The organism is Bradyrhizobium ingae (genome assembly GCF_055791185.1).
Genome location: NZ_JBVUBB010000005.1, coordinates 322649 through 335305 on the forward strand (window position 1 = coordinate 322649; position 12657 = coordinate 335305).

General features: G+C 63.9%; 10 protein-coding genes. 5 read left to right on the forward strand and 5 right to left on the reverse strand.

Going from position 1 to position 12657, the window contains the following annotated elements; translation table 11 throughout:
• Position 1 precedes the first annotated feature (1 nt).
• The gene (locus ACV1FX_RS10610) at positions 2–190 is read right to left on the reverse strand and encodes a hypothetical protein (protein WP_473117500.1); all 189 of its coding nucleotides are present in this window, start codon (positions 188–190) and stop codon (positions 2–4) included.
• 349 nt (positions 191–539) lie between these two features.
• On the opposite strand from ACV1FX_RS10610, the gene ACV1FX_RS10615 reads away from it, so the two are divergent.
• A complete protein-coding gene (locus tag ACV1FX_RS10615) occupies positions 540–755 on the forward strand; it encodes a hypothetical protein (RefSeq protein WP_473117501.1) in 216 nt (71 codons plus the stop codon).
• Positions 756–763: 8 nt separating this feature from the next.
• Here ACV1FX_RS10615 and ACV1FX_RS10620 read toward each other — a convergent pair whose 3' ends face one another.
• The 4 genes from ACV1FX_RS10620 to ACV1FX_RS10635 all read right to left on the reverse strand — a co-directional run bounded on the left by ACV1FX_RS10620 (position 764) and on the right by ACV1FX_RS10635 (position 5925).
• The gene (locus ACV1FX_RS10620; RefSeq protein ID WP_473117502.1) at positions 764–2155 is read right to left on the reverse strand and encodes an NCS2 family permease; all 1392 of its coding nucleotides are present in this window, start codon (positions 2153–2155) and stop codon (positions 764–766) included.
• Between the two features lie 13 nt (positions 2156–2168).
• Positions 2169–4034: an adenine deaminase gene (locus tag ACV1FX_RS10625; protein WP_473117503.1), complete on the reverse strand. Its 1866-nt coding sequence runs from the start codon at positions 4032–4034 to the stop codon at positions 2169–2171.
• A gap of 13 nt (positions 4035–4047) precedes the next feature.
• Positions 4048–4710 carry a TetR/AcrR family transcriptional regulator gene (locus tag ACV1FX_RS10630; RefSeq protein ID WP_473117504.1) on the reverse strand — a complete coding sequence of 221 codons (663 nt, stop codon included), beginning with the start codon at positions 4708–4710 and terminating at the stop codon, positions 4048–4050.
• Between the two features lie 138 nt (positions 4711–4848).
• Entirely contained in the window at positions 4849–5925 is a 1077-nt protein-coding gene (locus ACV1FX_RS10635) for a lactonase family protein (protein WP_473117505.1), read from the reverse strand.
• A 295-nt stretch (positions 5926–6220) separates the two neighbouring features.
• Here ACV1FX_RS10635 and ACV1FX_RS10640 point away from each other — a divergent pair, with 295 nt between their 5' ends.
• From ACV1FX_RS10640 to ACV1FX_RS10655, 4 genes are all read left to right on the forward strand, one after another.
• Complete coding sequence (locus tag ACV1FX_RS10640) at positions 6221–7105, forward strand: GntR family transcriptional regulator (RefSeq protein WP_473117581.1); 885 nt, start codon at positions 6221–6223, stop codon at positions 7103–7105.
• A 119-nt stretch (positions 7106–7224) separates the two neighbouring features.
• The gene (locus ACV1FX_RS10645) at positions 7225–8544 is read left to right on the forward strand and encodes an MFS transporter (protein WP_473117506.1); all 1320 of its coding nucleotides are present in this window, start codon (positions 7225–7227) and stop codon (positions 8542–8544) included.
• 13 nt (positions 8545–8557) lie between these two features.
• Complete coding sequence (acnA, locus tag ACV1FX_RS10650) at positions 8558–11218, forward strand: aconitate hydratase AcnA (RefSeq protein ID WP_473117507.1); 2661 nt, start codon at positions 8558–8560, stop codon at positions 11216–11218.
• A gap of 118 nt (positions 11219–11336) precedes the next feature.
• Positions 11337–12656 (forward strand): dicarboxylate/amino acid:cation symporter, encoded by a 1320-nt coding sequence (locus ACV1FX_RS10655; RefSeq protein WP_473117508.1) that lies wholly within the window; start codon positions 11337–11339, stop codon positions 12654–12656.
• Position 12657 lies beyond the last annotated feature (1 nt).

Sequence of the window (12657 nt, forward strand, 5' to 3'; positions counted from 1 at the left end):
GCTAGCCGGTGACCGCGTGCAAATCTCCGTGAGCGCGATTGCATTCGCGGAAGTGATGGGCGATCTCGTCGAGCGCGCGCTTCTCCCACTCTTCTGCCTGCGCGAGCCAGAACACCCGTCGGTTGGAATCCAGCGCCGCTCGTTCCCGGCAAAAGGATTCCTGACTGCGAATTGCCACCAGCCTGTTCATGCACTCCACTCCTGCCGCGTGAAGTCATTCCCCGAGACTCAACGTAACAGAGTCTTGCGGGGTCTGTCTCATCTTTCCTGTGCACATCGCAGCGCGGAAAGGGACAGGCCTGCTTCCCGTGCAGTGCGAAAATTCGCAGCGCACTATCAACTCCAGATCATCAAGAGGTGATCGAACATCGGGAATGATAGCCACGCGTGCGCGATCTTAACTATTGTGGCGCAATGATCTCAGGCATTTGTGAAGAGATGTTCTGAACAGCCAATCGAATTCCCGACTCAATGTCGTCGCATGGTTTTCATCCTGCACCGCTAATCGGTGCACGCACGGCCAGATATTTCGAGGCAACATGAACGACGATTTCGATCTTTCGCCAGACCAGTGGGAAATCTTGAAGGCATTGCGCTGTCCGGCCTCGCAGTATCGTTTCTCGAAGGCCCATGCGCTCGAAGACCTCGTCAAACTCGGCCTCGTCGCGATCAACGATGGTGTGCCCGTGATGACCTCATCTGGCCGCAAGGTGCTGGTGCGTGGATCGTGCCGGCTGCTGGATCTGGCGGCGTAGCCCTGCCTTCAGAATATTTGCGCGATCACGATTGCGTAAGCGATGAACACGACGCCCAGCCCCCAGACCATCGCCGGAATCTGCACGCGGCGCCCCATGGTGACTTCCAGCGCAATGTAGCTCAGCGTCCCCAGCGCCATGCCATTGATGAGGTTGTTGGTGAGCACGGTGACCAGCAGGGTGAGCACAATCGGCACAGCATTGACGAGATCCGTCATGTCGATGCGGGCGAGGCCCTGCATCATCAAGACGCCGACGAGCACGAGTGCGGGCGCAGTGGCCTGTGACGGGATGATGACGAAGATCGGCCAAAAGAACAGCGCGAGGAAGAAGAATCCCGCAACGGTGAGCGAGGTCAAACCCGTTCGGCCACCGGCCTGCACGCCGGTGATGGACTCGATATAGGCCGTGACGACGGAGGTGCCGAGCAGCGGGCCGACAATGGATGCCGTAGCATCAGTTGCAAACGCCGCGGTGGCATTTGGGATAGAACCATCCGCCTTGCGGAGATTGGCGGCACCCGTGACCCCTATCAGCGTGCCCAGCGTCGAGAAGAATTCGGCGCACAGGAAGTAGAACAGCAGTGGCAGCGCCACGACGAAATGGCTGAAGAGATAGCCGACATCAAGCGCCAGGAAGGTGCTGGTCGGCCAGCGCGGCCACGATATGATGGCTGACGGCACTGACGTCACCATCTTGCCATTGGCACCGGGAACGAAGAAACCGATCAGGGTTAGCACGGCAATCGACAGGATCAGCGCCGCCGGCACCCGGCGCGCCACCAGCACCGGCGTGAGCAACAAGCCGAACAGCGTCAGTAACACCGGCGGGCTGCGCAGCGATCCCATCGCGACATAGGTCGATGGGTTCTGCACGATGAAGCCTGCGCCGCGCAGCGCGATAAAGACGATGAGCGTGCCGACTGCAGCCTGGATGCCGATCTTCAGCACCTCCGGTACATCCTTCGCGACCTTCTCGCGCAGCTTCGACAGGCTGAGGATCAAGAACAGCACGCCGGTGAAGGCGACCATGGCGAGCGCACCCTGCCAGGGCATCCCCATTTGCTTGACGATGACGTAGGTGAAGATGACGTTCGAGCCCATTGCCGGCGCAACGGCGAGCGGCAGGTTGGCCCAAAGGCCCATCATCACCGAGCCGAAGATCGCGGCGAGTGCCGTGGCGCTGACGAGGTCGGCGCGATCCATTCCCGCGTTGGACATGATCGCCGGATTCACCGCGATGATATAGGCCATCGCCGCGAAAGTCGTGGCGCCGGCCATCACCTCACGACCGACGCTGGTGCCGCGCTCGGTGAGGCCAAAGATGCGATCGAGTGGGCTTGCTGCGGCGCGCGGCGCCGGCTCTGCGGAAGCGGCTTGCGGTGACGTCACCTCGTTCATCCCAGTCACTCCCCTACCAAACCACCGGGTGCGCTTCGCCCGTCTGCACATTGATGAACCCGAGCGGCGCCTGCTCGCACGGCGCCACGAGCACCCAGCTCCAGGGCGCGCAGGTCAGCGTTGCGAACATCAGCCTTTCGGGAAACCCCGGATACCAGCGCGGCCGGAAGGTCGGCTCATACATCCAGTCGACCTTGCGGCCCTCGGCGTAGAGCGCCTGCATCTCGGCATCGAGCGCCTGCGCCGAGCGGCAGCTCATCAGCCCGCCGACCTCGAAACGGACGGTAGCCACGAGCTCACCCTCGCGCACCAGCGCCCATCCGCCCTGAAGCTCGATCAGCGCGTTCACGGCCTCGGCCATCGCGGCATCGGACGAGCCGACGACCCAGATGTTATGCTTGTCGTGCGCGACCGAGCAGGCCAGCGCCGTCTCGGGCGTCCGTGGTCCGCAGCCGCGCCAGAACATCTTTGCAATTCGCCCGTCGCCAGAGAAGCGGTCGACGATCGCGAACTTGGTGATAGCCTCGCTCTCGTCGCGCTGCACGGCGCCGTCGCGCACCGGCAGGTCGAGGGTGTAGAACTCGGGATGCCAGTGGAAGGGTCGGATCACGGCCGCCTTCATTGTCGTGCGACCTGGCTCCGCCGAGAGCTCGAAATCCTCTGGCTTGATCGTGCGTTTGATATTGACCGTCTTGGTTGCCCATTCCGGCCATTCGATCCGAGGCACCTCGCCAAGATAGCGCTTGCCATCGGAGACCTGCACGCCATCGGCCCACACCTCAGCGATGGTGAGCTTGGATACATCCGAGAGCAGCACGACGTCGCCAAAGCGCCCCGGGGCGAGGCTGCCGACGAATGGCGTGAGGCGCATGTGCCGCGCCGGATTGATGGCGAGACACTGGATCGCGATTTCCGGAGCGAGGCCGGCTTCGATCGCAACCCGCGCATTGTGATCGCTGGCGCCGAGCTCGAGCGTGTGGCTGGCGCTGCGGTCGTCCGTGGTGAAAGCGATCTGCGACCAGTCCTGCAAGCCTCTGGCGAGCAGCCATTTGACGATCTCGTCCATCGCGTAGACGCGCAGCTCGACGAACAGGCCGCGGGTGAGCTTGTCCCAGGTCTCTTCCGGCGTCTGCACCTCGTGGTCGGAGGCAAGCCCGGCCGCGGCAAAAGCGTTGATGGAAGGCAGATCCCGCAAGCCCGAGGCATGGCCTTCGACGACGCCGCGCGCCGCAAAGGTCGCCTCGATCATGCCCCAGAGTCGCTTGTAGGATGGGTTGTCCGGATTCCAGACCGCGGGCCAATCCATGACCTCGTCGAGACCAGTGACCATCAGGCTCTCGCCCATGAAGCGCGCCTGCTCGTCGCGGCCATACCAGCCGCCGCCCCATTCGTAAGCCGTCGGCGGCACCGCCGAACCGGGCTGCGGAAAGATCTTGAGCGGCGAGCCGCGACGGCGCGCCTCGAACCAGAATTCGAGATTTCGCGCGCCATTGACATTGGAGAATTCGTGGCTCGCCTCGCAGGTCCAGGTATTGCCATGCGGCAGCACCAGCGCCGCCTCCCATTCCGGCGTCAGATGCGAACTTTCAATATGCTTGTGCACCTCGCCGAAACCGGGCACGGCGGCAAGACCCGGCCGATGTAGGCGTTCTCGGACCTCGCCAGGATAGCTTCCCGCCGGTCCCACCCACGCGATGCGCCGTCCCCTGAAGACGATCTCCTGATCCTCGCTCCAGGTGCGGCTGTGCACGTCGAGCAATCGGCCGACCCGCATGGAACGATCGGCCGGGCGACGGCCGAGCGCCGTCAGCACCAGATCCTGGCGGATGCGAACCTCGTCGGGCGCGTTGATCAGGAGGTCGTCGGGTATCGCATTCATGGCATACCTCGTTCTATGCGGGCTCGTTCGCGGCCGTGGTTCGCTTTCGCAGCGATTTGCCGGCCTTGCCGCTGCCCGCCGCAGCGGCATCACGCTGACGAACATCCTTCAAAAGTGTTGTGAGGGCCCACTCGATCGCGTCGGCGACATCGGTGCTGGACATGCCGAAATCCTCGCGCATCGCATTCCACGCCAGCACGTTGTTCAGGTACGAAGCGAGCGCCTCCGCCTGGCGAGCCTCCTTCGCAGGGAGATGACGCACCAGCGGCGCCATCGCCTTGCGATGCTGCTCGATCAGGTGACGCCGGAATCCCGCGCGCACCTTTCGGCCCGCCCGCGTCATCGCAATCGCCCGCGCCAGATGCGGATGGCGGTCGAACCGCTTGCATAGCTTGCGGAAAATATCCGGCAGCTCGTCTGGCGAGGTAAAAGGAATGTAGCTGAAGACGTTGTTCTCGATCCACTCGCCGGCAGCCGCGAACAGCTCCGCGCGGGTCTTGAAGTGGCGATAGATGGTCCGCTCGGCGACCCTGGCGCGCTTGGCCACGGCGGCCATGGAAATGTCGTCGGCCGCCTCGTCCTCCAACGTCTCGACGAAGGCTGCCACGATGCGTTGCCGCGTCATCTCGGCGTATTCGTCGCGGAGGCTCGATTCGCGTCGCTTTGCTGTATTCATGTCACAAGTCTGACATTGAGCGGTTTGATGGGCAAGCCGGGATTTGAGGCAGGCCGCGCCGCAGCAATGGGCGCCGTTCTGCTACACTGCCGCCATGTGCTCGAGCCTTCTCACCAACCCGAGCGCGCGCCTAGCGCATCAAAGTGTCTTGAAGAGAATGCAAACCGGACTGCCGATGTGAACCATCTGGTCGGTCGCAACGAGGCGGCCGCTAGCGGTATCGCGCTTGAAAAGCTTGACCGTGTCGGTTTCCTCATTCGCCGCGAACAGCAAAGTGTCCGACGACGCCAGCGCGAAGAATCGCGGTGTCTTGCCGCCGCTCGGCGTCCAGCCGACGGTCGAGAGGCGACCGGTCGCTTGATCGATTGCAAACGTCGCGATGCTGTCATCGCCGCGATTGGAGGCGTAGACGAAGCGTCCATCGGACGACACCGCGATCTCGGCTGCGCGACTGTTGCCCGTATACGCGTCAGGCACCGCGGGGACGATCTGGAATGGAGCAAGCGTGCCGGTTGCGGGATCGAAGCGATAGGCCGTGACGGTCGAATCAAGCTCGTTGACGACGTAGGCGAGCTGACCGCGGGGGTGGAACACGACATGGCGTGGGCCAGCGCCTTCACGCGCCTGCACCGGCTTGCCGGCGAGCACGAGCTTTCCGCTCTCTGCATCGATCCTGTAGGTGAAGACGAGGTCGAGACCCTTGTCCGGCACCACGATGAACGCGCCTGACGGATCGAACTCGACCTGATGCGGCTTGGCGAAGGGCTGCTCGACGCGATGCGGGCCGATCTTGCCCTCCAGCTTGACGAGATCGATGACAGCACCGAGCGAACCGTCGTCCTGCCGTGGCAGCAGCGCCAGCGTGGACGTGATGTGATTGGCGATCACCATGAAGCGGTTGGTGGGATCTATCGCGAGATGGACGGGGTTCTTTCCTTCCGTGCTCTGCCGGTTGATCACGGCGAGCTTGCCGCTCGCAGGATCGACCGCCATCGCCGTGATCTCGCTGAGATCGCCATGCACCGTGTAGAGGAAGCGTCGCGTACGGTCGAAGGCGAGAAACGACGGATTGACGAGTTCGCCGAGGAGCTGGATATGGCGCCAGGCACCGGTCGCATTGTCCATTGCATAGACGTTGAGCCCGTCGCCGCGGGCGTTGCGTTCCCTCGTAGTGCGGGCGCCGACATAAACGAATGAGCGAGAGCCTTCGAGCATGTGGTCCTCCGGATGGGACGTCTGTGTCTGAGATAACGCGGATGCACCGGGCCATGCAGCGGTCACCGCACCGGCGGCGGCGAGGCCCGCGAACAAGCGCCGCGACAGCGGGGCGCCGTCAGCGCGGAGCGGAACGGGGACAGCATTTTTGGGCGTCACGTTTTTCCCTATATTGTTTTTTATTTTTTAAAACACAATTATGGGCGGAACGCAAGAACCGCTCGGGCGCGCCCCGCTTGTGCAGTCCGCGCTGGTAAGCGACATCTCTTTGACAGAGGACCAACCTGAGTCGGCCATGCCCCGCCCCAATCTCGCGACCCAGATGACCGCGCGGATCCTCGACTACATCCGCGCCAACGGATTGCAGGCCGAACAGCATCTGCCAAGCCAGACACTGGCGGATGCACTGCGGGTGTCGCGCGCGCCGATCAACGCAGCGCTGCAAATCCTCGAAGACATGAAAGTCGTCCGCTCCGAGCCCAATCGCGGCTTCTTCCTGGTCAAGAGCGCCGCTGACCTTCCCGATCTGCCGGACGCGGAGGATACCGAACCGGAGCGCGAGGACGAGTGGTACTTCGCCATCGCCGAGGACCGCCTGGTGGGCAAGCTCCCGGACAAGGTCAGCGAGAATGAGCTAATGCGCCGCTATGGCCTCTCGCGTACGCGCCTCCTGAAGATCCTCACCAAGATAGCCGATGAAGGCTGGATCGAGCGCCTGCCCGGCAATGGCTGGGCGTTTGGCCCGCTCCTCACCTCGCGCGAGAGCTATCAGCAGGGCTATCAGTTGCGCGTCGCGCTCGAGCCACAGGCCCTGCTCCTGCCGAGCTTCGAAATCGATCGTGCGGCGTTTGCAGCCGCTCGCGAGCAGCAGCAGTGGCTACTCGACGGCGGTTACAAGCGTGCCTCACGCTCGGAGATCTTTGCCGCCAACGCCGAGTTCCACGAAATGCTGGTCGGTTGCGCCCGCAATCCATTCTTTCTCGATGCAGTGAAACGCGTGAACCGGCTGCGCCGGCTGGTGGAGTATCGCATCACGGTGGACCGCAGCCGCCTCCCCATCCAGTGCCGCGAGCACATCAACATCCTGACATTGCTGGAAAAAGGCCTGCGTCAGGAGGCGTCGGACTTCCTCCGCGTCCACATCGAAGGCGCCGGCCTGATCAAGGTCCCGAAGGTCTGATCTCAGCCTTATTGCATTTTATTTTATAAAATGCATATATGCTCGCAAGGCGCCCGCCTGCGGGGAAGGTTGTGGCGTTGCCGACAAGCCCCGACGAAACGCAGCAAGGAACGCCATCAATGTCCGCCGCCACTGCGACCATCGAGCAATCCACCATGCGCAAGGTGTCCTGGCGCATCGTGCCCTATTGCTTCGGCCTCTACGTCATCTCTTATCTCGACCGCGCCAATATCGGCTATGCGGCGCTTCAGATGAACAAGGAGCTCGCGCTATCGAGCGAAGCCTTCGGCTTTGCCGCCGGCATCTTCTTCATCGGCTATTTCCTGTTCGAGGTGCCGAGCAACATCGCGCTCAACAAATACGGCGCACGGATCTGGATCTCGCGCATCCTGATCAGCTGGGGCATCGTCGCGACCGCGAGCGCCTTCGTGCAGAGCGCAATGCAGCTCTACGCCCTGCGCTTCCTGCTCGGCGTTGCCGAGGCCGGCTTCTTTCCCGGCATCATCATCTATCTGACCTACTGGTTCCGCGCCAAGGAGCAGGCGACCACGATCGCGCTGTTCACCGCGGCTATTCCCGTGTCCTATCTGATCGGCGCCCCCCTGAGCACCTGGATCATGGACCACGTCGGAGCCTTCGGCCTCAGCGGCTGGCGCTGGATGCTGCTGCTCGAAGGCGGCCCCGCCATCGTCGCCGGCATCGTCAACTACTTCATCATGACCGATCGCCCCGAGCAGGCCAAATGGCTCACGTCGCAGGAGCGCGACTGGCTCACCGAGGAGCTGCGCAAGGACCAGGCCGGCCGCCGTAATGTTCAGCATCTCGGCATCGTCGCCGCGATCACCAACCCAAAAGTCCTGTTCCTGTCGGTGATCTATTTCATCTACCAGGTCGGCAATCTCGGTATCGGACTCGCAGATCATCAAAGGCCTCTCGTCCTCGCTGACCAATTTCGAGATCGGCCTCGTCGCCATGCTGCCCTACGCCTTTGCGACGATCGTGATGGTGCTGTGGTCGCGCAACTCCGACCGCACCGGCGAGCGGCAAAAGCATTCGGCCGTTCCGTTGTTGTGGGGCGCTGTCGCGCTGGCGCTCACCGGGCTCGTCGCGCAACCCGCCATCGCCATGACGCTGATCTCGCTGTCGCTTGCCGGCATCTACGCCTTCAAGTCGCCGTTCTGGTCGCTGCCCGGCCTGTTCCTGACGCGCTCGACTGCAGCCGTGTCGATCGCGGCAATCAACTCCATCGGCAATCTCGGCGGCTTCGCCGGCCCCTATACGATCGGCGCCATCAAGGACGCCACCGGCAGCACGTATGGAGGGCTCCTGTTCCTCAGCGGATTATTGTTCGTGTCGTTCCTGATGACCTGGTTCGCTCGAATGGAGAACGCGGACGAAGCGCAGACGCAGGCTGCCGAGCAACACGCCTGATCGCATAGGCAGGACCGAGAGATGACTGATTTCGGAACGCTTCGCAGCGGATCGCAGACCTATCGCATCGCCGACATCGCAACCGTAGCAGGTGAGGACCTCCCTCGCCTGCCCATGATCCACCGCATCCTGCTCGAAAACGTGCTGCGCATCGGCGGCACGGATCGTGATGCGTCAGTTGCCGCAATTCTCGGCTGGCTCGCCGATGGACGCAGCGAAAGCGAGATCGCCTTCCAGCCCTCGCGCGTTCTCATGCACGACACGACTTGCGGTCCGGCGCTGGTCGACATTGCGGGTCTGCGCGCCTCGCTCGCGGAAGCTGGCGGCGATCCGACCCGGCTCAATCCGGTCCTGCCGGTCGACGTCTCGACCGACCATTCGCTCGGCGTCGATGTATTTGCACGACCGGACGCAATGGCCCGCAACATGGCACAAGAGCTCACGCGCAACGGCGAGCGCTACCGCTTCATGAAATGGGCCAGCCGGGCGCTCGACGGCGTGCGCGTGCATCCGCCCGGCACCGGAATCATGCACACGCTGAACCTGGAGCGGCTCGCCAGAGTCGTGACGACGCTGCACCACGACGGCGATACGTGGGCCGCACCCGACACGCTGATCGGCACCGACAGCCACACGCCGATGATCAACGGGATCGGCGTGCTGGCCTGGGGCGTCGGCGGGCTGGAAGCCGAGAGCGTGATGTTCGGCATGCCCGTCGCAATGCGCGTGCCTGATGTGGTCGGCGTCCGCCTGACCGGGCGGCTGCGCGAAGGCGTGCTCGCAACTGATCTCGCACTCACCGTCACCGAGCGTCTTCGCCGGATCGATCTTGCGGACCGCTTTGTCGAATTCTTTGGGCCAGGTGTCTCCGCACTTTCGGCCGGCGATCGGGCTGTCGTCGCTAACATGACACCGGAGTTCGGCGCCAATTCCGGCTACTTCCCGATCGACGCCCGGACGCTCGACTATCTCGGGCAGACCGGCCGCTCGCACGAGCAGGTCGCGCTGGTCGAGGCCTATGCGCGGCGCCAAGAACTCTGGTTCGATCCCGAAGCGGCGCCGCGCTACACCGAGACGATCAGCATTGATCTCGACGAAGTCGAGGTCAGCCTCGCCGGCCCTCGCCGCCCGCAGGACCGTATCGCTGCCGGCAAGACCGCAGAGGCGCTGTCGCTGGCACGCTCCGCTGCAACCACCGACGTGGAGCGGGCCGATCCGCCGCTCAATGGCGCGATCGCGATCGCCGCGATCACGAGTTGCACCAACACCTCGGACCCAAGGCTCCTGGTCGCTGCTGGTCTGCTCGCGCGCAAGGCGCGGCGGCTCGGGCTCATGCCGCCCGCCTGGGTGAAGACCTCGCTGGCGCCGGGATCGCCGACCGCGGAGCGCTATTTGCGACGCTCAGGCCTGCTCGACGATCTCGAGGCGCTCGGCTTCGGCATCGTCGGCTATGGCTGCACGACCTGCATCGGCAACTCCGGGCCGCTGGCACCACCCATGGCACGCGCGATGGAAGAGAAGCAATTGGCACCGGTCGCCGTGCTATCGGGCAACCGCAATTTCCCCGGCCGTGTACATTCACAGATCGAGCTTGGGTTTCTTGCCTCGCCGCCGCTCGTCGTGGCCTTCGCCCTCGCCGGCGATGTCGCACGCAACATTTTGCGCGATCCGATCGCGCGCAGTTCGGCCGGCACCGAGGTGCGCCTCGCCGACATCTGGCCCGCCGGTCGCGAGATCGATGCGGCCTTGGCGCTCGCACGCGACGCGGGCGACTATAGCAGTGCTTATGACGCCGCGGAAGCCAGCGCGGATTGGGCGGCGTTCGAGGCGCCCGCCGCAGCATTATTCCCCTGGGACGACGCCTCCACCTATATCCGCCGCCCGCCTTTCGCCGATTTCGGCCGCGGCTCGCACCTTGGACATTACGCTGCGACACCCATCCTGGTGCTCGGCGACGACATCACGACCGATCACATCTCACCGGCAGGCGCGATCGCAGCGAATAGCGAAGCGGCACGTTATCTCGTCGCGCGCGGCGAGAACTCGCACGATCTCAACGTGTTCGCCGCGCGCCGCGGAAACTGGGAGGTGATGCTGCGCGGACTCTTCACCAACAAGAGCGTGCGCAATTTGCTCGGCCCCGATCTGCCACCGGGGCACACGATCCTTGCAGGCTCCGGTGAACGGCTGTCGCTCCGGCTTGCCGCCGAGCACTATAAGGAGCAGCAGCGGCCGGTCGTTGTCGTAGCCGGCGAGCGCTACGGCATGGGCTCTTCGCGAGACTGGGCGGCGAAGGGCGTCGCGCTGCTCGGCGCTCGCGCTGTGCTGGCGCTGAGCTTCGAGCGCATCCACCGCTCCAACCTGATCGGCATGGGCATTCTGCCGCTCCGCCTGCCGCGCGATCGCCGGCCGCAAACGCTGGGCCTCAGGCCAGACGACATGCTGGAGATTGACGCCCCCGTCCAAGCGCTCAAGCCCCGCGCTGTGATCAATGTTCGCATCCTGCGTGACGGCGCCGAGATCGACCGCTTCATAACCATTGCCGCTGTCGAGACCAATCTGGAATGCGAGACCCTGCGTGTCGGGGGACTGCTGCCGCTGATCTTGCGGCGGCACTCGGACGGCTCCGCCGAACGGGCCGGCGAGGCATCTCTCGAAGGGGCCATTATTCCCCTGGTTTGAAGCGAGGCGCTGCGGAAAGTCGTTAAGAACGACCGAATTCCCAGCCAGACAATGACAAACTGGCATGGTTGTTGCTCCTTTTTGACGTCCAAGACGCGTCAAACCGGGGGAGTTCACCATGTCGACCATCACTGCGGCGCCGACCGCCGAGCCGAAGCCGCTTTACACCTCGCTGTTCGTCCAGGTTCTGGCGGCGCTGGTGCTCGGCATCATCCTGGGCGTAACCGTTCCGGACTTCGCCATCAGCCTCAAGATACTGAGCGACGCCTTCCTGAAGCTGATCTCGATGATCGTGGCCCCGATTGTGTTCTGCGTGGTCGTGCACGGCATTGCCGGCGCTGGCGATCTCAAGAAGGTCGGCCGGGTCGGCGTCAAGGCGCTGCTCTATTTCGAGGCCATGACGACCGTGGCGCTCGTGGTCGGCCTCATCCTCGCCTACGTCTTTGGCCCCGGCCACGGCATGAATATCGATCCGTCAACACTGGACGCCAAGGCGCTCAACACCTACGCCGACAACGCCCACAAGCTGCAAGGCGCGGGCGTCGGCGCCTTCCTGCTCAACGTCATCCCGTCGACCTCGTTCGACGCGCTGTCGCGCAACGACGTGCTTCAGGTGCTGTTCTTCGCCGTGCTGTTCGGCGTAGGCCTTGCGCTGGTCGGCGGCGAGAAGGGCAAGCTCGTCACCACCATCATCGATGCGGCGTCCACCGTACTGTTCCGCGTCATGGGGCTGATCGTGCGGGTCGCCCCGCTCGGTGTGCTCGGCGCGGTCGCCTACACCGTCGGCAAATATGGCGTCGGCTCGCTGAAGCAGCTCGTCTCGCTGGTGATGCTGTTCTACGTCTCGGTCGGCATCTTCGTGCTCGGCGTGCTCGGCGGAGTGATGGCGCTCGCCGGGATCAACATCCTCAAATTCCTCGCCTACCTGCGCGAGGAGCTGACCATCGTGCTCGCGACCGCCTCCTCCGATGCGGTGCTGCCGCAGATCATGAAGAAGCTGGAGCGGATGGGCGTAAAGGATTCCGTGGTCGGTCTCGTGATCCCGACCGGCTATTCCTTCAACCTCGATGCGTTCTCGATCTATCTGACGCTTGCGGTGGTCTTCATCGCGCAGGCGACCAACACGCCGCTGTCCTTTGGCGATCTCCTGCTGGTGCTCGGCGTCTCCCTGATCACATCGAAGGGCGCCCACGGCGTGCCGGGCTCGGCAATCGTGATCCTTGCAGCGACGCTGAACGCGGTACCGAGCATCCCCGCGATCGGCCTCGTGCTGGTGCTCTCGGTCGACTGGTTCATCGGCATGGCCCGCGCGCTCGGCAACCTGGTCGGCAATTGCGTCGCCACCGTCGTGGTCGCAGCCTGGGAAGGCGACCTCGACCGAGCCAAGGCAGCGCAGGTGCTGGACGGCGGCGAGACCGTGGACGTGACGGCCGGGTAGC

Coding starts and splice junctions, on each gene's coding strand:
- ACV1FX_RS10610 (WP_473117500.1), bottom strand. CDS start 190: ATGAACAGGCTGGTGGCAATTCGCAGTCAGGAATCCTTTTGCCGGGAA.
- ACV1FX_RS10615 (WP_473117501.1), top strand. CDS start 540: ATGAACGACGATTTCGATCTTTCGCCAGACCAGTGGGAAATCTTGAAG.
- ACV1FX_RS10620 (WP_473117502.1), bottom strand. CDS start 2,155: ATGAACGAGGTGACGTCACCGCAAGCCGCTTCCGCAGAGCCGGCGCCG.
- ACV1FX_RS10625 (WP_473117503.1), bottom strand. CDS start 4,034: ATGAATGCGATACCCGACGACCTCCTGATCAACGCGCCCGACGAGGTT.
- ACV1FX_RS10630 (WP_473117504.1), bottom strand. CDS start 4,710: ATGAATACAGCAAAGCGACGCGAATCGAGCCTCCGCGACGAATACGCC.
- ACV1FX_RS10635 (WP_473117505.1), bottom strand. CDS start 5,925: ATGCTCGAAGGCTCTCGCTCATTCGTTTATGTCGGCGCCCGCACTACG.
- ACV1FX_RS10640 (WP_473117581.1), top strand. CDS start 6,221: ATGCCCCGCCCCAATCTCGCGACCCAGATGACCGCGCGGATCCTCGAC.
- ACV1FX_RS10645 (WP_473117506.1), top strand. CDS start 7,225: ATGTCCGCCGCCACTGCGACCATCGAGCAATCCACCATGCGCAAGGTG.
- acnA (WP_473117507.1), top strand. CDS start 8,558: ATGACTGATTTCGGAACGCTTCGCAGCGGATCGCAGACCTATCGCATC.
- ACV1FX_RS10655 (WP_473117508.1), top strand. CDS start 11,337: ATGTCGACCATCACTGCGGCGCCGACCGCCGAGCCGAAGCCGCTTTAC.